General features: G+C 64.0%; 25 protein-coding genes. 15 read left to right on the top strand and 10 right to left on the bottom strand.

Annotated elements, in window-relative coordinates; translation table 11 throughout:
* Complete coding sequence (locus ACWPWT_RS19380; protein WP_454281018.1) at positions 1 to 381, top strand: response regulator; 381 nt, start codon at positions 1 to 3, stop codon at positions 379 to 381.
* 168 nt (positions 382 to 549) lie between these two features.
* On the opposite strand, the gene ACWPWT_RS19375 is transcribed toward ACWPWT_RS19380, so the two are convergent.
* Entirely contained in the window at positions 550 to 1,956 is a 1,407-nt protein-coding gene (locus ACWPWT_RS19375) for a methyl-accepting chemotaxis protein (protein WP_454281017.1), read from the bottom strand.
* 395 nt (positions 1,957 to 2,351) lie between these two features.
* On the opposite strand from ACWPWT_RS19375, the gene tnpA reads away from it, so the two are divergent.
* From tnpA to ACWPWT_RS19345, 6 genes are all read left to right on the top strand, one after another.
* The gene (tnpA, locus tag ACWPWT_RS19370) at positions 2,352 to 2,729 is read left to right on the top strand and encodes an IS66-like element accessory protein TnpA (RefSeq protein WP_171007704.1); all 378 of its coding nucleotides are present in this window, start codon (positions 2,352 to 2,354) and stop codon (positions 2,727 to 2,729) included.
* Positions 2,726 to 3,073 (top strand): IS66 family insertion sequence element accessory protein TnpB, encoded by a 348-nt coding sequence (tnpB, locus tag ACWPWT_RS19365; protein WP_137788475.1) that lies wholly within the window; start codon positions 2,726 to 2,728, stop codon positions 3,071 to 3,073. Before tnpA ends, tnpB begins: the two co-directional genes overlap by 4 nt.
* A 111-nt stretch (positions 3,074 to 3,184) precedes the next feature.
* A complete protein-coding gene (tnpC, locus tag ACWPWT_RS19360) occupies positions 3,185 to 4,618 on the top strand; it encodes an IS66 family transposase (RefSeq protein ID WP_137788476.1) in 1,434 nt (477 codons plus the stop codon).
* A 257-nt stretch (positions 4,619 to 4,875) separates the two neighbouring features.
* Entirely contained in the window at positions 4,876 to 5,040 is a 165-nt protein-coding gene (locus ACWPWT_RS19355; RefSeq protein ID WP_156477767.1) for a hypothetical protein, read from the top strand.
* A 201-nt stretch (positions 5,041 to 5,241) separates the two neighbouring features.
* Complete coding sequence (locus ACWPWT_RS19350; RefSeq protein ID WP_052814282.1) at positions 5,242 to 6,000, top strand: hypothetical protein; 759 nt, start codon at positions 5,242 to 5,244, stop codon at positions 5,998 to 6,000.
* The gene (locus tag ACWPWT_RS19345; protein ID WP_043061441.1) at positions 5,997 to 6,644 is read left to right on the top strand and encodes an RES family NAD+ phosphorylase; all 648 of its coding nucleotides are present in this window, start codon (positions 5,997 to 5,999) and stop codon (positions 6,642 to 6,644) included. The genes ACWPWT_RS19350 and ACWPWT_RS19345 overlap by 4 nt, the downstream gene beginning before the upstream one ends.
* A 592-nt stretch (positions 6,645 to 7,236) precedes the next feature.
* Here the strand turns inward: ACWPWT_RS19345 and ACWPWT_RS19340 are convergent.
* Positions 7,237 to 7,815, bottom strand: a complete 579-nt coding sequence (locus ACWPWT_RS19340; protein WP_241769373.1) for a TetR/AcrR family transcriptional regulator — start codon at positions 7,813 to 7,815, stop codon at positions 7,237 to 7,239.
* Positions 7,816 to 7,953: 138 nt separating this feature from the next.
* Here ACWPWT_RS19340 and ACWPWT_RS19335 point away from each other — a divergent pair, with 138 nt between their 5' ends.
* The 3 genes from ACWPWT_RS19335 (at position 7,954) to ACWPWT_RS19325 (ending at position 10,812) form a co-directional block, all read left to right on the top strand.
* The gene (locus tag ACWPWT_RS19335; RefSeq protein ID WP_043061439.1) at positions 7,954 to 8,943 is read left to right on the top strand and encodes a zinc-dependent alcohol dehydrogenase family protein; all 990 of its coding nucleotides are present in this window, start codon (positions 7,954 to 7,956) and stop codon (positions 8,941 to 8,943) included.
* A 101-nt stretch (positions 8,944 to 9,044) separates the two neighbouring features.
* Positions 9,045 to 10,154, top strand: a complete 1,110-nt coding sequence (locus ACWPWT_RS19330) for an S-(hydroxymethyl)glutathione dehydrogenase/class III alcohol dehydrogenase (RefSeq protein ID WP_043061438.1) — start codon at positions 9,045 to 9,047, stop codon at positions 10,152 to 10,154.
* 394 nt (positions 10,155 to 10,548) lie between these two features.
* On the top strand, positions 10,549 to 10,812 hold the full coding sequence (locus ACWPWT_RS19325) for a hypothetical protein (RefSeq protein ID WP_043061437.1): 264 nt from the start codon (positions 10,549 to 10,551) through the stop codon (positions 10,810 to 10,812).
* A gap of 148 nt (positions 10,813 to 10,960) precedes the next feature.
* Here the strand turns inward: ACWPWT_RS19325 and ACWPWT_RS19320 are convergent, their stop codons facing one another.
* The 5 genes from ACWPWT_RS19320 to ACWPWT_RS19300 form a co-directional block, all read right to left on the bottom strand.
* The gene (locus ACWPWT_RS19320; RefSeq protein WP_037093999.1) at positions 10,961 to 11,254 is read right to left on the bottom strand and encodes a putative quinol monooxygenase; all 294 of its coding nucleotides are present in this window, start codon (positions 11,252 to 11,254) and stop codon (positions 10,961 to 10,963) included.
* Positions 11,255 to 11,365: 111 nt separating this feature from the next.
* Positions 11,366 to 12,106, bottom strand: a complete 741-nt coding sequence (locus tag ACWPWT_RS19315) for an SDR family oxidoreductase (protein WP_043061436.1) — start codon at positions 12,104 to 12,106, stop codon at positions 11,366 to 11,368.
* Positions 12,107 to 12,124: 18 nt separating this feature from the next.
* Positions 12,125 to 12,301, bottom strand: coding sequence for a hypothetical protein (locus ACWPWT_RS19310; RefSeq protein WP_156477766.1), 177 nt, complete (start codon positions 12,299 to 12,301; stop codon positions 12,125 to 12,127).
* A 10-nt stretch (positions 12,302 to 12,311) separates the two neighbouring features.
* Positions 12,312 to 12,608: a putative quinol monooxygenase gene (locus ACWPWT_RS19305; RefSeq protein WP_043061435.1), complete on the bottom strand. Its 297-nt coding sequence runs from the start codon at positions 12,606 to 12,608 to the stop codon at positions 12,312 to 12,314.
* A gap of 71 nt (positions 12,609 to 12,679) precedes the next feature.
* On the bottom strand, positions 12,680 to 13,474 hold the full coding sequence (locus ACWPWT_RS19300; protein ID WP_061780455.1) for a type 1 glutamine amidotransferase domain-containing protein: 795 nt from the start codon (positions 13,472 to 13,474) through the stop codon (positions 12,680 to 12,682).
* 113 nt (positions 13,475 to 13,587) lie between these two features.
* On the opposite strand from ACWPWT_RS19300, the gene ACWPWT_RS19295 reads away from it, so the two are divergent.
* Positions 13,588 to 14,523, top strand: a complete 936-nt coding sequence (locus ACWPWT_RS19295) for a LysR family transcriptional regulator (RefSeq protein ID WP_043061434.1) — start codon at positions 13,588 to 13,590, stop codon at positions 14,521 to 14,523.
* Positions 14,524 to 14,607: 84 nt separating this feature from the next.
* Positions 14,608 to 15,624, top strand: a complete 1,017-nt coding sequence (locus tag ACWPWT_RS19290) for a zinc-binding alcohol dehydrogenase family protein (protein ID WP_043061433.1) — start codon at positions 14,608 to 14,610, stop codon at positions 15,622 to 15,624.
* Positions 15,625 to 15,842: 218 nt separating this feature from the next.
* Here ACWPWT_RS19290 and ACWPWT_RS19285 read toward each other — a convergent pair whose 3' ends face one another.
* Positions 15,843 to 16,751, bottom strand: coding sequence for a LysR family transcriptional regulator (locus tag ACWPWT_RS19285; protein ID WP_043061432.1), 909 nt, complete (start codon positions 16,749 to 16,751; stop codon positions 15,843 to 15,845).
* Between the two features lie 130 nt (positions 16,752 to 16,881).
* On the opposite strand from ACWPWT_RS19285, the gene ACWPWT_RS19280 reads away from it, so the two are divergent.
* Genes ACWPWT_RS19280 through ACWPWT_RS19270 form a run of 3 tightly spaced genes read left to right on the top strand, consistent with a single transcriptional unit; the run spans position 16,882 to position 19,413 of the window.
* Complete coding sequence (locus ACWPWT_RS19280) at positions 16,882 to 17,682, top strand: DODA-type extradiol aromatic ring-opening family dioxygenase (protein WP_174521625.1); 801 nt, start codon at positions 16,882 to 16,884, stop codon at positions 17,680 to 17,682.
* A 36-nt stretch (positions 17,683 to 17,718) separates the two neighbouring features.
* Positions 17,719 to 18,573: an SDR family oxidoreductase gene (locus ACWPWT_RS19275; RefSeq protein WP_043061431.1), complete on the top strand. Its 855-nt coding sequence runs from the start codon at positions 17,719 to 17,721 to the stop codon at positions 18,571 to 18,573.
* A 48-nt stretch (positions 18,574 to 18,621) separates the two neighbouring features.
* The gene (locus ACWPWT_RS19270; protein ID WP_061780454.1) at positions 18,622 to 19,413 is read left to right on the top strand and encodes an SDR family NAD(P)-dependent oxidoreductase; all 792 of its coding nucleotides are present in this window, start codon (positions 18,622 to 18,624) and stop codon (positions 19,411 to 19,413) included.
* Between the two features lie 332 nt (positions 19,414 to 19,745).
* Here the strand turns inward: ACWPWT_RS19270 and ACWPWT_RS19265 are convergent, their stop codons facing one another.
* Together ACWPWT_RS19265 and ACWPWT_RS19260 are read right to left on the bottom strand one after the other, a co-directional pair.
* Positions 19,746 to 22,379: an AAA family ATPase gene (locus tag ACWPWT_RS19265; RefSeq protein WP_061780453.1), complete on the bottom strand. Its 2,634-nt coding sequence runs from the start codon at positions 22,377 to 22,379 to the stop codon at positions 19,746 to 19,748.
* Entirely contained in the window at positions 22,376 to 23,491 is a 1,116-nt protein-coding gene (locus ACWPWT_RS19260) for a metallophosphoesterase family protein (RefSeq protein WP_043061447.1), read from the bottom strand. Before ACWPWT_RS19260 ends, ACWPWT_RS19265 begins: the two co-directional genes overlap by 4 nt.
* Positions 23,492 to 23,524 lie beyond the last annotated feature (33 nt).

Here is a 23,524-nt window from a genome sequence, read left to right as displayed (position 1 = left end):
GTGGGTCAGAGTACGCCGATCGGCAGCAAGACGATCCTGATCGCTGAGGACGAGGCTTTGGTCAGGTTCGACCTCGTGGACTTCTTCACCCATGCCGAATGGCGGGTCTTCGATGCGGAGAACGCGGACGAAGCCATTGCCATCCTCGACGCGCACAAGGATATCCGGGTGGTTCTGACCGATGTGCAGATGCCGGGATCGATGGATGGCGTGAAGCTCGCGCACTATGTCCGCGAACGCTTTCCGCCGACCGTATTGTTCGTCGTCTCCGGCAACGCCCCCATCCCGGCGCACGAATTGCCTGCCCGGGCGACGTTCCTTCCCAAGCCCTTCGATCCGCATCGGCTGCTGCGCCAGATCGAAAGCATAGCGCAGGCATAATTCCCCGGCGATGGCCTCGTAACGTGGTCCGGTTCTTCCTGAAAGGGATCGTTAATCGGGAATGCCAATGGCTTCCGAAGATCCGTTCAAGAAGGTGTTTCGAGAAACATTATACATTAGCCAGCTACCGTTAGGCTTCGACGCAGGCGGGCGATCGAGATGCTACCGCTAGTGCTGCGTCGCCCGCTGCATCATCTCCGTCGCGCGATCGGTGGCGATGCGTGTCTCGCCGGCCAGTTTCTTGACCTCGCTTGCGACAACCGCAAAGCCGCGGCCTGCGTCGCCCGCTCGCGCCGCTTCGATCGTGGCGTTGAGTGCGAGCATGTTGGTCTGTCGCGCGATGCCAGCCACGCTCGTGACGATACCGGCCAGTTCGTCCATTGCGGACTTGAGCAGGGCGTTGCCATGTTGCAGCTCGGCCTGTAACCGCCGCCCCTCCTCTAATCGCTGCTGCACCTCCTGCTCCAATATCACTTGGCGCGAGATGTCGGTGGCGATTTTGACGATCTTCCGCGGTCGACCCTCCGCGTCGAGGATCGGGTTGTATGTCGCCTGTATCCAGACCTCGCGTCCACCATTGCCTACGCGACGGTAGCGGCCAGCGTCGAACTCGCCCCGGCCGAGCCGCTTCCAGAACTCTCGATAGTTGGGGGACATGGCCTGTAGCTGGTCGCACAACTTGCTATGATGACGACCCACCAGATCAGCGCGGGCATAACCCATCATTGCAAGAAAATTATCGTTTGCCTCGATGATGTGCCCTTCAAGGTCGAACTCCACCACCGCCTGGGACAGGTCGATCGCGTTCTTGCGGCCTTCGTGCTCCGCAGCGCGCTCCTTGGCGGCAGTGACATCCATGGCGAACTTAACGATCTTGATTGGACGACCGTCGGGATCGAGGATCGGGTTGTATGTCGCCTGCAACCACACGTCCTGACCGTTGGCGGAAACGCGACGATATGTGCCGGTGTCAAACGCGCCGGTGCCGAGCTTGCGCCAAAAAGCGGCATAGTCGGGCGTAGCGACATGGGCGGGATCGCAGAAGATGCGGTGATGACGCCCCACTACCTCGTCCAACGTGTAACCGAACGCGGCCAAGAAATTGTCGTTCGCACTCAACACCGTGCCATCGAGCGCGAACTCGACCACTGCTTGCGACCGGTTCATCGCGGTGCTGATCGCCTGCAAGGCGGCGCTCTGACGCCGGTTCTCGGTCACGTCGGTGGCAATCTTGAGAATGCGTTCCGGCAGGCCATCCGCGTCCAGTACAGGGTTGTAAGTCGCCTGGAGGTAGACGGTCGCGCCGCCCTTGGCGCGCCTGGCGTATTCGCCAGAATGGTACTCGCCATCTGCCAATCGCCGCCAGAAGGCGGTGTACGCAGGCGATGCAGCTAGGTCGGCAGCACAAAACATTTGGTGGTGCTGACCGACGACCTCGTCCAGTCGATAGCCCATAGTGGTCAGGAACATGCCGTTGGCCCACTGCACGATACCGGCGGTGTCGAACTCGATCACGGCCTGCGATCGGCACAAGGCTTCCCATGCGGCGCCGCCACGCCCGAAACCCTCACTCATACTACCAATCTCCATCACGGAGGCGACATAGGCGATGGTAGTTAATCATCTGGTAAGCGCGGTTGGATTGCCGGCTGCGGACGAGCCGGCCGAACTTTCAAAGCTTTCCCGGAAACGAAGGTCGATCGAGATCCTGGGCCGCAAACCGGCTACGCCTCGCGGCTCCGGGGCTGATTTTCCCGAAATATGTTCCCGATTGTATTTTCCCGAAATGCGGCATCGGACATGGAGTTTCGGGAAAGGTCAGCCGCGTGAAAACCAGGGTAACCAAGCCCGCTGCTGGCGCAGCGGGTCCGGGGTCAGGAGCCGTGTAAGCGTCCGGTGTTCCCCGCCTTGCTGACGAGGTGATGCGCAAGCCACAGGTGCGGCACTGTGGCAGGCACCGGTGCGGCATTATGGCGACGCGAATTATCGAGATGGTTGGGGCAGAGCCGCGGCGACGGTTCAGCGACGATGACAAGGCGCGGATCGTGTCGGAGGCGATGATGCCGGGGGCGAGCGTGCTGGACGTGGCACGGCGTCACCGGGTGTGCACGTCGCTGGTGTACCGCTGGCGACGCACGCTGCTGCGCGACGGGGTCGCAAGCGAAGCTTTGCCCTTGCCGGGCGCGGCGTTCGTGCCGGTCGAGGTGGCGAACGTGCCCATGGCGCCGCAGCCGGAGCCGCTCGGACCGGGTGTGGTGGAGGTGGTCGGCCCGGCCGGGCAGCGCATCCGCCTGGCACCTCCCATCGACGCGCGGGTGCTGAAGGCCGTGCTGGCCGGGTTCGCTTGATCGGGCCGCCGAGCGGCGTCCGGGTGTATCTGGCGGCCGGGGTCACGGACATGCGCAAGGGTTTCGACGGACTGGCGGCGCTGGTGCAGCAGCGGCTGCGCCAGGATCCGTTCGGGGGTGCGGTGTACGCCTTCCGGGGCAGGCGCGGCGATCTGGTCAAGCTGCTGTGGTGGGATGGTCAGGGCCTCGTCCTCCATGCCAAGCGTCTGGAGCGTGGTCGGTTCACCTGGCCGACGACCGCGGACGGCGTCGCAGTGCTGACCCCGGCGCAGTTGTCGATGCTGCTCGAAGGGGTGGACTGGCGGCATCCGATCCGGTCCTCGCAGCCGACCCTGGCCTGGTAAAAAGCACGGTTTCCTGCGGCTTTCGCGTGTATCGGCACGACTGTTCTGGTATAAGCAGGCGTGTCGCCCGATGCCGCCTCGCTGCCCGACGATATCGCCCTCCTGAAGGCCATGCTCATTGCTGTCGGCGCCGAGCTGGAGCAGTTGCGGATGCAGGTCGCGCGGCTGCGGCGCATGGCCTTCGGCCGTTCGTCGGAGAAATTGACGCATCAGGCTGACCAGCTGGAACTAGGGTTGGAGGAACGCGAGGCGGAAGCCGCCACGGCGGCGATGCCGGTGGCCACCCGGAGACGGGAGACCGCCAAGCCGTATCGACAGCCGCTGCCCGACCATTTGCCCCGCACCGAGGTCGTGCATGACGCACCGTGCGTATGCCCCGACTGCGGTGGTGCCATGCGGCGTATGGGTGAGGACGTCACGGAGCAGCTCGACTATGTGCCCGCCTCATTCCGGGTCGTGCGCCACGTCCGGCCGCGGCTGAGCTGTCGGTCATGCGAGCGCATCGTGCAGGCGCCGCTGCCGTCCATGCCCATCGAGCGGGGTCGGCCCGGTGCCGGGCTGCTCGCACATGTGCTGGTGTCCAAATACGCCGACCATCTGCCGCTCTATCGCCAGTCGGGCATCTACGCGCGCCAGGGCGTCGACCTTGCCCGCTCCACCCTCGCCGACTGGGTCGGGCGCTCGGCCGCGCTCCTCGACCCGCTGGTCGACGCGCTCGAGCGCCACGTCATGGGTGGCGTAACCCTCCACGCCGACGACACGCCCGTGCCGGTTCTGGCCCCCGGCGCCGGTCGCACCAGGACGGGCCGGCTGTGGACCTATGTGCGCGACGAGCGCGGGGCTGGCGGCGAGGCCCCGCCTGCCGTGCTGTTTCGCTACGCGCCCGACCGCAAGGGCGAACGCCCCGTCGCGCACTTGCGAACATTCCAGGGCGATCTGCACGCCGATGGCTATGCCGGGTTCGACAGGCTCTATGGCGAGCGCATCGCAGAGGTAGCCTGTTGGGCGCATGTCAGGCGCAAGTTCTTCGACGTCCATGCCGCAACCGGCTCCGCCACGGCCCGCGAGGCGCTGGACCATATCGCCAGCCTCTATGCGGTCGAACAGGACGTGCGCGGTCGGCCCCCGGACGAGCGACGACACGTACGCCAGACCAGAGCTGGACCGCTGCTCGATGCGTTCCGTCAGTGGCTCGACGCGACCGGACCGAAGCTGTCCCGACGCTCCGACCTCGCGGTCGCCATCCGCTATGCGCTCGCCCGCTGGACGGCGCTTACCCGCTATGCGGACGATGGCCGCCTTGAGATCGACAACAATGCCGCCGAGCGCTCGTTGCGCGGTATTGCCGTCGGTCGCAAGAACTGGCTGTTCGCCGGCTCCGACCAGGGCGGCCACCGCGCCGCCGGCATCTACAGCCTTGTGGAAACCGCCAGGCTCAACGACGTCGACCCCGAGGCATGGCTGACCGACACCATCAGCCGCATCGCCGACCATCCAGCCCGCCAGATCAATGAACTGCTGCCGTGGAACTACCGTCCCGCCTGACGCGACGCCTTCACCGGACGCTTACGGAGCCGTGAGGTAATGGCATCAGCGGGGGCAGCGCTGCGCTGTTTGGATGGCTCCACGCTGCCCCCGCTGCTACCAGACGGTGTCATTTCTATCTGGTGACGATTATGTCTTCTCTAAATCGCGGGAACACAAATCTGCTCTGCGGCGGAAGCACTTAGGCCGCTCTACCGGCACTCACCCGATCAGCGACACCCGCTCGCGCTGGCGTGCTTCGGCTCGGCGAGCCACGCATGAAACTGCGCCAGAATGTCGGCAACGTCCAGTCCCATTTGCCGATGGTGCATTGGCCACGAGCGCGCAGCGGCGCCAACCAGTCCTTGCAGTTCTGGATCAACATCGCCTGGACCCATTTCGGCGTGCTAGCGAGCAGCCATTCCAGTGATGGCCAGTCATAGGCGGGCCGTACCCGCAATTAGGCGGCTGACCGGCTCATCCGAAGCAGTGCGATATCCAGCGTCCCGTTTCAGGAGAACCAACACGCGCCCTGCCCGGCCACTCTCTTTTTCCAGGAAGAGGGGTTACCGGAAAATACAATGAGGGTGACGAAGCCGGTTAGATCGCTTATATGTTAGCTAGACTAACCGTAGGAGCTGCTCATGGCGACCCTCGCCAACGCCGTTGATCCGGGTGCCTTTGCCAATCTGGTGTTCGCCAGCTTGGTCGAGACCGCACGCAACAAGCCAGCCAAACAGCGTGGATCCGAGCCGGCGCCTACGGTCGACGAAACCTTATATATAGCGCCCACGGTTGAGGGCTTCTCCGCACAATATCGCACCGCCGTCGATCACGCGCTGGAGCAGCTAGCTGAAGCCGGTATTGCAACTGATCCGGATCGGCAGGCGCTCTACGCCATCGTCGACAAGCTGCTGCCCGACATTCGCACCCGACACCTCGAGCGCAAGATCGAGCAGCTCCTCGATGTGTTGGCCGACACGCATGACCCGATGGCGGAATTTCACACTGCGGTCGCGGCCGATAACACCGCGATCCGGCAGCGCTTCCTTCAGGAGGTCGAGACGCTTACCTCGGTCGAGGTTGCCGCGCGCGCCGGGCACGAAGCCAAGAACCGCCACCAGACGGCCGCGCGCTGGAAGGCGCAGGCCCGTGTCTTCGCCGTCCCCTATCAGGGGCAGGATCGCTTTCCCGCGTTCCAGTTCGATGCCGACGGCAAACCCCTTCCGCTAATCCGGCAGGTTCTCGCGGCCCTCCCCGCGAACCGCACGCCATGGCAAGTTGCTTTCTGGTTCGTATCGTCCAACTCATGGCTTGGTGGTCCCGCACCCATTGAGCGGTTCGACGAACCAGCAGCCGTTCTCGAGGCGGCAGCCCACGAAGGTGATGAGATCAGCGGGTGACGGCCCTCGCTCCGACAGGCATCGTTGCGAAACCGCCGACCGCCTTCCCGACCCACGTTACCGACCTACCGGTGGGGACGGTGCTTTGGCGCATTCACGCCGAGAAGCTTGCCGGAGACGCGTTCAATCCGGGTTTCGGCGCTTCGCGCTTCGCGCCGATCGGCCCGGTGCGCAAGCGGGTGCCGACGGCCTATGCCGCAGACGGGTTTGAGGCTGCGGTGTACGATACGATCTTCCACGATCTCGATTCCACGCAGACCTTCAAGACCTTTGCGCTGAGCAGGCTTGCCGATGTTCGCTGCTCGGTACTCCGGGTCGCCAGCCCGCTGGTGCTTCGCTCCTTTCTCGCGCCCGATCTGATGAAGCTGGGCGTCGCCCGTACCCAGCTGATCGACACGCCCGCGCGCGAATTTCCGGACACGCGGCGCTGGTCTGCGGCACTGCATCGCAAAGACGCCGCCACGCATGGGATGGTCTGGGAGTCTCGCCCCTATCCCTCGTCGCAGGCGATGATGTTGTTCGGCGATCGCGTGCCGCCTGGTGCGCTAAGCGTGGTCAGCACGTCTGGCATCGATGGTGATCCGGGGCTCGCCATGCGCTTCAAGGCGCTTGCCGATCGCTCCGGCGTGACCCTTGTCGCGTAAGATGGGAGCGAAATTTGCGGTAAAATAACGCCGTGCTGACGCTCCCGCAGGTGGGGTATCGTGGTATATGTATCTCCTAATCGACGCGTAGCGCCGGCTGCCAAGATCAGGAGCACGGGCCGTCGCGTTCCGGCCTCAAGGCCTCGTGTCCGTCACCAAGGTGGCGACCTTAAAATCGGATTGGCCTGTGGGCACACATCAAGGCGCGCGCGACACGTAAGTTCTTGCGATCAACCACCGTCTGAGCTCAACTTGCTTCTAAGAATGCATTGAGGGGGCGAACCAGTGGCGACGAATCCTTCCGAGAGGGTAGAAGCAGACCGATCTGTGATCCTGCGAGACCTCGCCGAAGACGCCTTGGCGACGTTCGAGCGGATCGTCGAGGCGGCTCTAGCTCGACACCGGCGCGTAGCTCGGCGATCTCATCGGATCGCCGCTCAGCACGTTCACCCATCTTCCAGGTGCCTTGACCCATTGAAGGAACCACTTCCCCGCCGAGCAATGTCACGTGTTTCATGTGCTTTCGTCCAATGAGATGAGTTCGACTGTTCGGTCGCGGGAGGCGGATTGGCAGATGACCACCATGTAACGATCATATCGCGGCCGGCCATCGATCGAGTGCCATTTTGGCGATGGAGAGCAGTTCGTTGATCGTAGCGCCGTCGCGCGCCTGAACGGACATGCCTTCCATGACCGTATTGATGAATTTGCCTAGCACGGCCGGATCGGTGTTGGCCGCAAGCTCGCCCTGCGCGGCGCCGCGTTGCAGACGCTCGATCAGGAGAGCCTCCGCCGCGATACGCTTGTCGCGCAGCAGGCATTCGATGGCGGCGGACGCCGGCGAAACGGCTGCCGCTGCCGAATACATGAAGCAGCCGGCCGGCGTTCCAGGTTCCGAGAATGATGACGCCGCTCGTTCCAGCAGGCCTTTGACGGCCTCGTAGGTGGACAACGCCGGATCGTTGATGGGTGAATAGAGGTGGACGCTGAACGTCGCGGCGTAGCGCTCGATCACCGCCGCAAACAGCCCCGCCTTGTTGTCAAACGCTGCATAGAGACTGGCAGCGGCGACGCCAGTCTCCGCCACCAGATCGGCCATCGATGTCGCCTCGTAGCCGCGCTGCCAGAACAGCCGCACCGCCTTGTCGAGCGCAGCGTCAGTGTCGAACACACGAGGGCGACCTGCGCGGCGACGGGCTTTCGTCTCTGTCATCTTTCGTGCACGATATGGAACGATCGATAAATAATATCTTGAAACGGGTGGTCCGTCTCCTTACAGAACGATCATTCAATAATCAAGGATTTTACAATGAGCCGCATCGTCCGCATCCACGAATATGGCGACGCCAGCGTCCTCAGGATTGAAGATGTGGCAGTCCCCGCGCCCGCGGCCGACGAAGTGCAGATCGCGGTGAAGGCGATAGGCATAAACCGCGCCGAGGTGATGTTCCGCAACCATGCCTACCTTCAGGAAGCCGAGTTCCCGAGCCGCCTTGGCTATGAGGCTGCCGGCACTGTCGTTACGGTCGGCGCGGACGTGACCGGGTTTGCGGAAGGCGAAGCCGTCAGCGTCATCCCCCCGCTCGATATCGCGCGCTGGGGCACTTATGGCGAGGTCGCCAACGTGCCCGCCCGCCTCGTCGTCAAGCATCCGGTGGCGCTGACGTTCGAGGAAGCGGCGGCCGTGTGGATGCAGTATGTCACCGCCTGGGGTGCGCTGGTGGAGCAGGCGAAACTCGGCGAGGGCGATTTCGTCATCGTCACTGCTGCCTCCAGCAGCGTCGGCCTTGCTGCCTTCCAGATTGCGCGGATGGTCGGCGCGACGGTAATCGCGACGACGCGTACCGGCGCCAAGCGCCAGGCCCTGATCGATGCCGGTGCACATCATGTCGTCGCGACCGGGGAAGAGGATCTGGTAGCGAGGGTGATGGAGATAACCGATGGTCAGGGTGCGCGCGTGGTGCTCGATCCGGTCGGAGGCCCGTCGTTCGAGCCGCTGACCGAGAGCATGGCACGCGGCGGCATCCTGCTCGAATATGGCGCGCTCAGCGGCGAACCGACGCCGTTCCCGTTGTTCTCCGTGCTGGGCAAGAGTCTCACGCTCAAGGGGTATCTCTACAGCGAGATCGTCTCGGACGATGCCGCCCTCGATCGCGCCAAGGCGTTCATCGTGGCGGGTCTGGAATCGGGCGCGCTCAAGCCGCGGATCGCGCGCACTTTCCCGCTCGACGCGATCCAGGACGCTCACCGCTTCCTCGAATCGAACGACCAGGTCGGCAAGGTCGTCGTTACGGTCTGACCTGCATACCGGGGGGAGTGAGCGATCGCTCCCCCACGAATTTGCGCTGACGCGACGGCCTCGCACCAGCAATCGGTTTAACTCAACGAGGGTATCCCAACATGAAATCTCGCGCCGCTGTAGCCTTCGAGGCGGGCAAGCCACTCGAAATCGTCGAGATCGATGTCGCCCCACCCCGGAAAGGCGAAGTCCTCATACGGGTGACGCACACCGGTGTGTGCCACACCGACGCGTACACGCTGGCGGGGAGTGATCCGGAGGGTGTTTTCCCGGTGGTTCTGGGCCACGAGGGCGCGGGCATCGTTGTCGAGGTCGGAGAAGGCGTCACCAGCGTCGGACCGGGCGATCACGTGATTCCGCTCTACACCGCCGAATGCGGCAAGTGCGACTTCTGCCTGTCGGGCAAGACCAACCTGTGCGTCGCTGTCCGCGAAACGCAAGGCAAGGGCTTGATGCCCGATGGGACCACGCGCTTTTCTTACAATGGTCAGCCCCTCTATCATTACATGGGCTGTTCAACCTTCAGTGAATATACTGTCGTCGCCGAAGTCTCGCTCGCCAAGATCAATCCCGAGGCAAACCCCGAACATGTCTGCCTGCTCGGCTGCGGCGTCACGACCGGCATCGGCGCAGTCCACAATACCGCCAAGGTCCAGCCGGGAGACTCGGTCGCCGTGTTCGGCCTCGGCGGCATCGGCCTCGCGGCGATTCAGGGTGCGCGCCAGGCGAAGGCGGGTCGCATCATCGCCATCGACACCAATCCATCCAAGTTCGAGCTGGCACGCCAGTTCGGTGCTACCGAGTGCATCAACCCCAAGGACCATGACAAGCCTATCCAGCAAGTGCTGATCGAGATGACGGGCTGGGGCATCGATCATACCTTCGAGTGCATCGGCAACGTCCACGTCATGCGCGCCGCGCTTGAATCAGCGCACCGTGGCTGGGGTCAGTCGATCGTGATTGGCGTTGCCGGCGCGGGCGAGGAAATCTCCACCCGCCCATTCCAGCTCGTCACGGGCCGCGTATGGAAGGGGTCCGCTTTCGGTGGCGTCAAGGGACGGACACAGCTCCCCGGCATGGTCGAGGATGCGATGAGAGGCGATATCGATCTGGCCCCATTCGTAACCCACACGATGGGTTTGGAGGAGATCAACGAGGCCTTCGAACTGATGCACGAAGGCAAGTCGATCCGCACGGTCATTCACTACTGACCCGCCGATCCGAAGCGGCGCGAGGCGCTCGGATCGACAACTCGGCCGTCATCATGGCCCGACCCCGGCCATGATGAAGCGCGCTCTGGCAAATGGGCAACGCGTCGCGATGCGGTAACAAGCGCCGAAGTACGGTCGTTACATGCCGATAGCGGCACGGACCAGGGCCGCCCAGCCCAGGCGCTTACCAGCGGAGTGTGTGTGGCCTCGTCGCGCGACCCAACAGGGAAAATGGTTTTATCGTAACCTTTGTCCACTGCTGGAAAAATACTTCAAAGGTGCCGAATATCGGGCCAGCCTGACCTTTGGATGTATTGAGTCGGAAAAGCATTCATCTGTTCCCCGACTGTGATGAACCACGGGCCGCACGGGCGGATAGGGCAGGAAGACTGAATTGAAGAGCAAGGATATTCACGCGACGACGCCGGCCACCGATCATGGGCATACGGGGCTGCCCGCTTGCGTGCAGGTTCGCGGCGCGCGCCAGAATAACCTCAAAAATATTGACGTCGATGTACCGCGCGACGCCTTCGTGGTGTTCACCGGCATATCGGGCTCGGGCAAGTCATCGCTCGCGTTCGGCACCCTCCCGCGAACGAATGGTGCCGTCACGTCGCGACCCATCAACGGCGCCTTATCGTTAAATTCAGAGATATGATAAGTGCAGAAGACAAGGTCATCCACTATTGCGGATGACCTGCCATATTCATCTATTCATTTCCCGATACGGCCGGGCCACCCATTCCGGATAGAAACACGAACCTTACCCTGCAGTCAGACAGCAGCTTAGGGTGCCGACCGCTCGGCTATTTCGCGGCCAGCAGGGTGAACTTGTGAATTTGCGGCGGTTCAGAAAAAAGTTCTTCTGCCTTGTCCATCAGTGCGGCGGCAACCTTGCCGTCGAGATGGGCTTGCCGATCCTCCTCTGTGTCGAACGTATCGAAGATCGCGTACGCACCGGGACCTTCCTCGATCGCATACCAGGTCAGAGTGCCCGCCTCAGCTTGAACGAGCGGCAATGCCGAGGTCAGGAAATTGGCGACATCACGCTCTTTTCCGGGCTTGGCCTTCAGTGGTACATACAGGGCAAGTTTGGGCATAAATGACTCCTCAAGTGAAACCGACAGTCATTATTCGGCAGAGTAACGGAAGAGCGGGCCGCTACGTTCCCCATGAGGCGGAGCAAACGCGGCCCCGCCTCCTCGTCGAAATCAGAACTGCTGTGCGGTCGGCCGGATGACGATCGCGTTGACGTCGACGTCATCAGGTTGTTCGACAGCGAACGCGATAGCACGCGCCACCGATGCCGCCGGGATGGCCTGCTTGTAGAAGTCCAGCACCGTCTCAGCAGCCGTACCCGACGTCGTGAACTTCAGGTCGCTCTCGACGGCTCCGGGCTCGATCGACGTGACGCGGACCTTCTCGCCCACCTCCTGGCGAAGACCTTCGCTGATCGCGCTGACGGCGAACTTGGTGCCGGAATAGACCGTGCCGCCCGGGGCGAAGACCTTGATGCCGGCGACCGAACTCAGGTTGATGATGTGGCCGCTGCCCTGCTCCAGAAAGCCGGGAAGAGCCGCGGCGATGCCGTAGAGCGTGCCCTTCAAATTGACGTCGATCATCTGGTCCCACTCGTCGGTGTTGACCTCGGCCATCGGACGGATCGGCATCAGACCGGCGTTGTTGATCAGTACGTCGAGACGGCCGAAGTCGGCGACGATCGCGGCGACGACGGTCTGGACCGCCGACTTGTCGGTGACGTCGAGCGCATAGGCGCGTGCCGTTCCGCCGTTCTCGGCGATCTGCGCGACGACCTCGTCGAGCTTGTCCTTGCGCCGTGCGGCGATGGCGACCTTCGCACCGCGTTCGGCGAGAAGACGCGCGGTCTCGGCGCCGATGCCGGTGCTCCCGCCGGTGATGAGAACAACCTTGCCTTCGATACCTTTGGTCATGACTGTGTTTCCTTCACTTCAGATGTTGATTTTTCGCTGCGTCGCGGCCCCGCGCCAGCGGTAGCCGCGTGGATGAACGAGGCCGATAAGGCCCGCGCGAAGCGCAGGTGCCAACAGGCCGATCATCCGCAGCTCCTCTATGTAGAACGGTTGTGCCAGCAGCGCCGACCCCACCCATTCTTTAAGCTTGCCCATGGCAGCACCCTTAGGTCGCGGAGACGGGGTTGAGGACAAACGTGGCGCGCTCGGCCAGATCGCCGATCTGAGAGAGGTAGTTTTGGAAGTGGGGCGTCGCGCGGTGGGCGGTAACCGCATCCGCGTCCGCGTACAGCTCGTCGAGGACGAAGCGGTTCGGATCGCTCTGGTCCTGCCAGAGATCGTAGCGCAAATTGCCCGGTTCGGCACGGCTTGGCTTTAGCATGGCGTCGAGCAGAGCGCGCAGGCGGTCGACGGTATCCGCACGGGCGGTTAGGACGGCGACGATCTTCACGTTGGCGGTCATGGCACCATATCCTGTCCTGGTTATATCCGAAGCGGGGCGCATCCTGAGCGCCCCGCCCGTCATCCTGGTACTCACGCAGCGGCGCGATCGAGGGCTTCGATCAAAGCGTCGGCCATGGCTTGGTCCGACGCCGGATTCTGACCCGTGATCAGCTCCCGGTCCACGACGACATTCGAAGCGAAGTTCTTGTCGGTGACAGAGACGTCGCCACCGGCCGACCGCAGCGCCTTTTCCATGTCGAAGAAGAGCTCGCCCTTCAGCACTTGCTCCTCAGCGATCTTCTCCTCGCTCGCCGAGAAGACGGTCATGCGGTAGCCTGAGTAGATCCAGTCTCGCGCCAGGTCGGCCGCCCCGGCGTCATCGCCTTCCTCCAGCGCCTTGCGGAAGGCCGGAGCATCGTCGAGCGTAGAAACAACGACCACCGGTCCGTGGCAGAGGAGCGCGGTCGGCTTGGCCGCCGCGTGGAAGTGACGGAGGATCGTGCCCGCATCGCGGTCCTGCATCAGATCGACGATGGGCGCGTGACCTCCCGGCACGAACACGCCAACGAAGCCGTCCAGACCCTCGTCGACGACCGATTTCAGCGTGCGGACGTCGTTCATGGCCGGGTGGCTGGCGAAGAAGTCCTTGGCGCGCTGGTATGCCGCCTCATCACCGCCAAAGTGGTCCTTCGTGTCGGAACCGGCATCGATGTGCGGCTTGGTCCCATTGGGCGTAGCGAGAACAATATCATAGCCGGCGTCGAGCAGTGCCAGCGCGGGGACTGCCGTTTCGTTGAGATACTGACCGACCGTTGCGGTACTGCCGCCACGCAGACCGAGCTGTGTCGCGTTCGATCCAAGAACGAGAACCTGACCCTTGCTCATCTGAACCTCCATGTTCGCGGCGCCCGTCGCCGATGGATGGGAAATGGGCCTAGTTGATATATTCTAGAAGTTTATCTTTCTAATGTCAGATATACGTCTGACAGGATGACTGCGTGCGCTACGATCTGAACCTGCTGCCGATCTTCGTGGCGTTGATGGAGGAGCGCAGCGTCACGCGGGCCGCCGAGCGAATGGGCATGACACAGCCCGCCCTGTCTAATGCCCTATCGCGTCTACGACTGATGCTTCAGGACCAACTGTTCGTCCGCGAGCGCTACGGCATCCAGCCGACCCCGATCGCGCTTGAACTCTCACCGCTGATCGCCGAGGCACTCGCGCAGCTTGACGACGCGGTCCTCGGTCAGCAGGCCTTCGATCCCGCACAGGCCGAACGGCTCTTCACCATCGCGCCGAACGGCTATGTCGAGTTCGTCCTGGTCCCCGCTGTCGTGGCGCGCCTGGAGAAGGTCGCGCCCGGCATCAAGCTCCGCCTGACGCCCTACGGCAACGATCTTGTGGAAACAGGCGTCGTGTCGGGCACGACGGCGCTCGTGCTGGGCCGCATCGTCGATCCGCCCGACAACCTCGTCGTCCAGCACCTGATGGACGAAGGGCTCGCCTGCGCCGTCCGCGCCGACCATCCGGGCGTCGGCGATGCCATGACGCGCGAGCAGTTCGAGGCGATGAAGCACGTCAACATCGTGCCGCCCGGACGGATGCGCGCCGGGCTGTTCCAGGCGCTGGCGCAACAGCAGCTGAAGCGCGACGTCGCAATCTCCGTGACAAACTTCTTCGCGGTAGCCGAGATGGTGGCGGTGACCGACTATTGCGCCACCTTGCCCTCGCTCATCTGCAGGCGGCTGATGCACGACCCCCGGCTGAAGATCCTGCCGGCTCCGGTCGACCTTGGCAGCTTTCCCGTGGAAATGGCTTGGCACGTCCGCTATCGGCATGATCCCGCACACCGCTGGCTACGGGCGCTGATCGGCGCGGTCATCACTGACCTCACGGGGAAGACGGCAGCGGCAGCCACGCCGTCGCCAGCCTGAGGACGATGTCGAACCGCGACGTCGCTTGTGCGTATCCCGTAGGTAACAAAATTCGCTATATAGCCTCTGACGATAGGATTTATCATGCGCGCAATCGGCTACCAGCAGCCCGGAACGATCGATCGCACAGAAGCTCTCGTCGATATCGAACTTCCCGATCCCAACGCTACCGGCCGTGATCTCCTCGTCGAGGTCAAGGCTGTCTCGGTAAACCCGGTTGACACGAAGGTGCGCGCTGGCTCGGGTTCGATCCACGGTGATTGGCGCGTCCTGGGTTGGGATGCCGCCGGTGTCGTTCGCGCGGTTGGCCCTGAAGTGCGCGGCTTCGAACCGGGCGACGAGGTGTTCTACGCGGGTAGCATCGGCCGCGATGGGACCAACGCCGAGTTGCACTTGGTCGACGAGCGCATTGTCGGGAAGAAGCCGGCTAGCCTCGATTGGGCAGAGGCAGCGGCGTTGCCGCTGACGGCGATCACTGCGTGGGAGGCCCTCTTCGAGCGATTGTCCGTGCGTACTCCTGTAGCCGGTGCAGCACATGCGCTGTTGATTGTCGGGGGTGCCGGCGGGGTAGGCTCGATGGCAATCCAGCTTGCTCGCCAGGTACCCGAGCTGATCGTCATTGCGACAGCCTCGCGCCCTGAAACGCAGGCCTGGGTGGCCGAGCTCGGTGCGCACCATGTCATCGATCATCGCCAGCCGCTGGCTCGGCAAGTGGCGAATTTGGGCATTGGCGCGCCGGCTTTCGTCTTCTCGACCACGCACACCGACGAGCATATCGAGCAGATCGCCGAGATGATCGCCCCGCAGGGACGTTTTGCGCTCATCGACGACCCCAAGACGCTCGATGTCGTACCATTCAAACGCAAGTCGGTGTCGACCCACTGGGAGTTCATGTTCACCCGGTCCATGTTCGAGACCGCTGATATGGAAACGCAGGGTCAGATCCTGTCGACCATCGCCAGCCTCGTGGACGCCGGCGACGTGCGCACCACCCTCACCGAACGGTTCTCCCCCATCAACGCCGCGAACCTCAAGCGTGCGCACCAGGCGCTTGAGAGCACTACCGCACGCGGCAAGATCGTCATCGAGGGTTGGCAGTGATGCGGTTCACGCTCACCCGCAACGTCCGCCGTGCCCGCGGCCCCCGCCGCACCAACTGAAAAGGACCAAGCCTCGGCGTTATCGATGCCAGCCATGTGCGGTTGTGGGCGTCGCTTTCGCTGGGTCACTGATATCTACAATCATAAAAGACCGTGATGTTTTGAGATAGCAGACGCGGTCCTCGGGTGAAAACTCGGGACGTCTGCTAGCTCGGCCTCTCACCAATCGGTGCCAAGAGCGGGGAGTGCTTCGGCTAAGAAGTCAATCCACGCCCGCGTCTTGGCGGCGGGGCGCCGCGTCGGGTGTGTGATGGCATATGCCGCTCCCAGCATCATAGGCGGCTCGTCCAGCTCAAGCTCGCTCAATTGGCCGGCGCGAAGCGCCTCTGCCGCAATAAAGCGTGGCCCATAGACCAGCCCTTGGCCCGCGATGGCAGCGCGAACCAAGGCCTCGCCATTGTCGGAACACATCGATCCTGAGATCGGCACCTTGATCGTCCCGTCTTTGCCGAACGCCCACGATGTCGTTCCTGCAAGCGACGCGTTGGTGTGGCCCAGGCAATCGTGATCGCCGAGATCGGCCAGGCGGGTTGGCGTTCCCCGCCTCGCCAAATAAGAGGGTGCGGCACACAACACGACGCGCATCGCCACGAGCTTGCGGGCAACAAGCGCACTGTTGGCGAGGCGCCCGATCCGTACGGCGACATCCCAACGTTCTTCCAGCAGGTCGACGTAACGATCGTTGAAGCCCAGTTCGATCGTCACTTCGGGATGACGTGCGGAGAAAGCAGGGATGAGTGAGGCAAGGTGCAGAACGCCGAAGGTGGCGGGCGCACTGACGCGCAGCAGTCCCTGCGCGGTGATCGACCGCGACGATGCCTCCGCCTCGGCTTCTCCGATCTCCATCAGGATACGTTCGGCCTTTTCGAAATAGTCGGTGCCTGCCTCGGTCAGCGACAGCCGACGCGTCGAGCGCTGGATCAGCGTGGTGCCGAGCCGCGCTTCGAGGGCGTCTAGGTGCTTGGCCGCCATCGCCGGCGACATGTGCAGATCGCGTGCGGCAGCAGAGATGCCACCGAGCCTGATCGCCCGGACGAACACGTCCATACCCGTCAATCGATCAGCCATGATTTCCTACCCGTGGTTGAAGCTGATCCTTCTACGCGAACGATTATCATTGCGCGATATCGGGCACATATTCCGGTCAACAGATCGAACAATGATCCAGGCGGCTTCCGTGGCGCCTGCACCGGAGTGTATGACCATGAGCGTCCAGCCTACCTACTTCATCCCGCATGGCGGCGGCCCCTGCTTCTTCATGGACGATCCGCGCGGCGTGTGGAGCGGTATGGAAGCGTTCCTGCGCAGCCTGCCGAACTCGCTTGCCGAGAAGCCCAAGGCCATCCTCGTCGTCTCGGGACACTGGGAGACGGACGGCTTCGCCTTCACCGGCGCCGAACGGCCCGAGCTGATCTACGACTATTACAACTTCCCGCCCCATACCTATCAGCTGCGCTACGACGTGCCGGGCGCACCAGCGCTCGCCGCCCGTGCCGCGGCTCTGCTCAAGGATGCGGGCATCCCCTCGTCTGTCGACCCGAAGCGGGGCCTGGATCACGGCGTGTTCGTGCCCCTCAAGGTCGCCTTTCCGGATGCGGACATTCCGCTGATCGAGATGTCCGTCGAGCGCGGGCTGGACCCGGCCCTCCATGTCGCTGCGGGCCGCGCCCTTGCGCCGCTGCGTGAGGAAGGTGTGCTGATCCTAGGTTCGGGCATGAGCTTCCATAACATGCGCGCCTATGGCGATCCGCGCTCGACGCCCGGCTCGCAGGCGTTCGACCAGTGGCTGGCCGAAAGCATGGAGCTGGACGGCCCACAGCGGGCCGAGCGTCTTACGCAATGGGCCGATGCGCCCTCGGCGCGGTTCGCCCATCCCCCGGCCAAGGAGGAGCATCTGCTGCCCCTGATGGTCGCGGCCGGCGCGGCCGAAGGCGAAGGCGCCCGGGTCTATGCCGAGGAAGTGCTGTCGACCGCCATCTCCGGCTTCCGTTTCAACTGATCTCAACTCTCAACGCGTCATCGAAGGAGAATTGTCATGACCATCGCCGTCACCGGCGCGACCGGCCAGCTTGGCCGCCTCGTCATCGAAAGCCTGAAGCGCAAGTCGACCGGCGAGCCGATCGTGGCGCTGGTGCGCTCGCCCGAGAAGGCCAGCGATCTGGGCGTCGAGGCACGCGCGTTCGATTACGCGCAGCCCGAGACGCTTGCTCCGGCACTGGCCGGGGTCGACACGCTGCTCCTGATCTCGTCGAGCGAAGTCGGGCAGCGCGAGCCGCAGCACCGCAACGTCATTGAGGCCGCCAAGCAGGCGGGCATCAAGCGTATCGTCTACACCAGCCTGCTCCACACCGACCGCTCGCCGATCAGCCTAGGCGAGGAGCACCGTGCGACCGAAGCGATGCTGGCATCCTCCGGCATCCCGACGACCCTCCTGCGTAATGGCTGGTACACCGAGAACTACACGGGCTCGATCCCGGCGGCTCTGGAGAATGGCGCGTTCGTCGGCAGCGCTGGCGAGGGACGCCTGTCGCTCGCGACCCGTGCCGATTATGCCGAGGCCGCAGCCGTCGTGCTGACCAGCGAGGGCCATGAGGGCAAGACCTATGAGCTGGCTGGTGACGACGCGGTGACGCTTGCCGACCTTGCCGCCGAGATCTCGCGCCAGACGGGTCGCGACATCCCGTACCGCGACCTGCCGCAGGCCGACTACGCTGCGATCCTGAAGCAGGTCGGCCTGCCCGAGGGCTTCGCCGAAGGGCTCGCGGCGTGGGACGTCGATGCCTCGAACGGCGCGCTGTTCGATGACGGCCATCAGCTCTCGAAGCTGATCGGACGTCCGACGACGCCGCTGGCCGACGCCGTGCGGGCGCAACTCGCCGCGCAGGGCTGACGTTACGCAATCCTCCGACGGTTAAAAAGCCATCCCTGGAGATAGCGCATGAACATCGACCTTTCCGGCAAAACAGCGCTCGTGACCGGTTCGACCGCCGGTATCGGCTTCGCAATCGCGAAGGGGCTGGCGGCAGCCGGGGCGATCGTCGTCCTGAACGGGCGCGACGAGAGCCGCACCCAGGAGGCGGTGGCCAGGCTGAAGCGTGAGGTCGGGGATGCCGATGTGCGCGGTGTAGCCGGAGACGTTGGAACGGAAGCCGGATGCGATGCCATCGTATCCGCGCTTCCGGCGGTCGACATCCTGGTCAACAATGCCGGCATCTTCGGCCCGCAGGACTTTTTCGAGACGCCTGACGCGGAATGGGAACGCTTCTTCAAGGTCAATGTGCTGTCGGGCGTACGCCTGTCCCGGGCCTATCTGCCGCGGATGCGCGACAAGGGCTGGGGTCGCGTGCTGTTCCTGTCCTCGGAGTCGGGCCTGAACATCCCGGCGGACATGATCCACTACGGCGTGACCAAGACCGCCGACCTCGCCCTGTCGCGTGGCCTCGCCAAGCGCATGGCGGGTACGGGTGTAACGGTGAATGCTATCCTTCCCGGTCCGACGCTCTCGGAGGGCGTATCCGAGATGCTGGCGGATGCGGTCGCCTCGGGCAAATCGTTGGAAGAGGCCGGCGCCGATTTCGTCAAGGCACACCGATCGTCCTCGATCATCCAGCGCGCTGCCACGGTCGAGGAAGTCGCCAACCTGTGCGTGTACATCGCCTCTCCACAAGCGTCCGCGACCACCGGTGCGGCGCTACGCGTTGACGGCGGTGTGGTGGATACGATCGCCTGACTTTCAGTTTGTCCTATCCCGATTGGGAAGGGCGGCCAGCACTACCAATGCGCGAGTTGCACGACATACGGCAAGGCGGGTGCCGTTTCCCGAACTGCTTGTCGAGCGTGGCGAAACGGAAAGCCAGACCGCCAGAAAATCGACCGGGGCTGTTGAAAAATGCGCCGCTGGTGGCCGGTCCGGTTGAGGGCGAGATGACACCCCAAGGTTTCGGGATCCCGTCTCGCATGGGATCCCAATCGGAACGGGGGCCGCGGTAGCCAACGTCAGCTATGCGCCTTGCTTTACCCAAAAGCGGCCGGTCCGCTAACCACCAGAATTTCTAGGTTCCGTTACCGACCTCCCGCCAGGCTAATCCGGTTACCAAGATGGCGAAAGGCGCGATCACGACAGGTAAGCAGGATGACCTGCATTCGCGTTGCTGCCTCCGTCAGAATCTCGGTCATAAGATCGAGGCGGGTATCGTCCGAATAGACCAGCGGGTCGTCCAGGATCAGCGAGACCGGCATGCCCTGCTCGAGGAGCATGTCGGCAAAGGCAAGCCGCGTGAGGACTGCCAGCTGTTCCTGCGTGCCCCTGGAGAGATCGCCGCAACCCTCGGCTAATCCGCCCCGCGCAATCGACGCCAGGCCAAGGTCGTCGCCAAAGCCGGGGTCCGCGCCCGGCAGCAGCCGTTCGATGTGCCGGCGCGCACGCCGCGCCACAGGCCCGACGAACGTCCGTGACGTCTCGGCGCGTGCGCTCTCCAAAGTGTCGCGAAGCAACTTCAGCGTTTCGGCTTCCTGCGTCACACGTGCCAGATTGGCAGCTGCGGCATCAGCCTCCTCACGCGCAACTGCGGCGCGGTCGGCCAGCCCCTTGCCGCCTTCCGCCTCGATCCGCGCCTCGAGCCCGGCAATCACCTTTTCCAGGTCGGTACGCTGGGCCCGGGCCACCTCGACCCGCTTGTCCAGCAGTCCGATCTGCCGTTCGATCGTCACAACGTCATGCGCAGTCGCCGCGCGTTCGGCATCCTGCAGGTTGACGAGCGCTGCCGCCTCCTGCTGGCGCGCATCGCGCAAAGCGTCGTCAAGCGAGGCCACCTCGGACTTGGCTTCCAGGGTGGCAAGCTGGGCCGCGACATTCAGCGCATCCCGCTCGGCGCCAGCTTCCTGAACCATCAATGGAGCATTGCGCGCCTCCACCTCGCGCAACTGCTCGGATGCCACCGCATCGACACCTTCAGCCTTTGCCAGCGCTATATCCGCCTCACGTGACGCGATCGTCAGCGCCTCGACGTCTGGTTCTTCGCCACTCCCCTCCCCTTCCGCGCCTTCCCGCAATCCGGCGATGAAAAGTTTCAGGGCCGAAGCACCCGCCTCGACGTCGAGCAGCGTCACGGCAGGCGTGATCCCGGCGATCCGCGCTTCAAGCGTGCGAAGGTTGGCGACCGCGTCTCGTGCCGCCTCGTTACGATCACGAGCCGCAGCGACACTCTCCACCCCGTGCTCAGCCAAGGCTGAGTTCAGATCATCGGTCGCATTGGCGAGTGCCGTCTCGGCGCCTTGCAGCCCGACCGGCGGACGGATGATCAGTTCGGCATCGCCCAGTCTGATGCGCGTCTCGCGAGACAGCATGCGGTCTCCACGCTCCGCCGCAGCTCCGTCGATCGTCAGACCGCTGACATCACCGGCGAACTCTATCCGCGTCGCACCGGCATCCATAGCCGCCCGCGCCTTGTCCACGGCACGTTCACGTTCTTCGAGGGCCTTGATGACGGTGGCAGGGATCGTCGCAGTCGCGAGCTGTCGCGTCGCTTCGTATTCGGCCTCCAGCCCAACCAACTCGGTATAACGCCGTCGTGCCTCGCCGATTGCCCCCCGGCGCTCGCGCTCCGCAGCCCGAATCCGAGCAGCATCAAGTGCCGCGTGAGCGGTCCGCCGAGTGTCACGAGCACGGGTTAGCAGCTCACGGGCTATCCTCGCTCTTTCCTGTGCGGCCGCCAGCTCCCCGACCAAGCCGGATCGACTATCCCGTGCCTTGCTGAGCGCCGTAGCCGTGTCGCTGACAGCTTTGCGGGCGGTTGCGAGGCGCGATGCGAGATCCTCAAGGGCCCTGACGCGTTCGACAAGGCGGCCGTGCTCTGCGCGGCGTGTGTCGAGCAGCTGAGCGGCAGAGCGCGCCACATCGAGCTGGCCTACCAGCGTCCGACGCTGCTCAGCATCGGTGGTATCGGCAAGATCGCGGTCTAGCACCTTTAGCCGCGCTCGCGCAGCCTCGAGATCGGAGAAGCCTTGTTCCAAGGCGGCAAGCCGAGTGGCCGCCTCGCTCGCGGCGCGTTGTGCTGCCTCATGCTCGTCGCGTGCCGCGGTCTGGCGACCGGTCGGCCGACCGCTGTTGGTCCAGTATTCCGCGAACTGGCTGTCGATGCGGGGACGAACACGCTGGTAGGCGGCACCGCCCATGATCGTGCCGACCTCAGCTTCCAGCGTAGCGCGAACGCTGTCGCGCACGATCTCACCCGGCGCCGTCACTTCAAGCGCCTGTGCCTGCCCGACCCACAGCAGGCCGAGTGCGCCGTGGGCGGCCGCGTCGCCGCCCTGGCTGGTGTCGCGACGCGCACCGAGCAGTGCTTGCAGCTGCGCCTCGGCATCCTCGCCCTGCGCACGCCCGTTCGGTCCCCGAACCTCAACCGAAGCACTTTTCAGGAAGCGCTTGCTGACTTCCCACGCCTCACCTTTCGCCTCGAAGCCGATCTCGATCTGCGGAGCGACGGCCTCACCGTAAGGCGCATAGCTACGCGCAAGCCGGTTGGCGGTGTTGTGCCGGATGAAGAAGGCGGCGCGCATCGCTTCCAGCAGCGTCGACTTACCAGTTTCGTTGGGCTCGATGATGACGTTGAGCCCGTTGGTCAGCCCGTCGAGCACGAAGGGGTCGCGGTATTTGCGGAAGTTTGAAAGCGCAACGCGCCGGATTCGAAGGCTCATGCCGCGTCCTGCCCACGCTGATGTTCCACAAACAGGCGCTCAAGCGCGCGCCTGGCAATGGCGCCGTCGCTGCCACCGGCCTCTATCATGCTCATCAGCTTGCCCGCGGCCGTACCTATCATTCCCTCGACCCGCAGGTCTGCCAAATCCTGTTCGCTCGGCCGACCGACGAGATCGTCGGCGGTAACCACCAGATGGCGCAGGCGATGGCGCAGGTCATTGTCGAGACGCGCAAGGATCGCGATACGATCGGACAAACTGACGATACCCGAGAGCGAGAGCTGCAGGAGGGTTGCCGATGGTTCGACCTGCGCAAGCAGCCGGTCGCACTCGGCGGCAAAGCCCTCCGCGTCGGCCACCGTCCACGAGCGCATCAGCCACTGGAACCTGCCAGTACGGATTGGCGATACCGACGGCTCCGCCCCTGCCTCAAGCGTCACGAGCAGAGCGTAGCCCGGCTCATCCCGCTGGAAGCGGTCGGTTTCTGGCGTTCCTGAGTACCAGGTGCGCGCATCGACCCTGAGGCTCCCGTGCCAGTCGCCGAGCGCAAGATAGTCGAGGTTGGAGCGCTGCGCGCGATCAGGTGCGATCTGGTTCTGCGCCTCGCCGCGCGACGAGAAGTCGCGGATCGAGCCGTGAGCGAGACCGATGCGCGAGCGCGCGCCTGGCGTCTCCATCGTGTCGAACAGCGCGGTTGGATCGTCGAGATTGTGCCGGTGGGTTAGCGGTGCCGGCAGCAGCCACTGCCCGGGCTCCAACTCGCATGGCACCGGCTCGGCGAGGACGCGGACATTGGCGGCGCCCTTGGCGCGGACACGGTCCCACAAGCCGCTATTGCGGGCGAAGTCGTGGTTGCCGGGCAGCAGCCACCAGGTACAGGCATAGCGCTGCATTCGCGATACCGCCTGCACGATCACACGGTCTTCTGGTCCTTCGGTATCGAACACATCGCCGGCGACCAGTACGTGCCTGACCTCATGCTCCGCTGCCGCCTTGCCGATCGCGTCAATCGCATCGAATCGGGCTTCGCTGAGGGCAGCGCGCACATCGCTGTCGAAGCGGCCGTATGGCTTGCCGAGTTGCCAGTCTGCTGTGTGGATCAGGCGTAGCATCGAAACCTTCTGGCGGTGTGGGCCATGGCAGTC

This window comes from Sphingomonas sp. Marseille-Q8236 (assembly GCF_965112005.1).
This window is presented reverse-complemented; position numbering and strand designations above follow the sequence as displayed.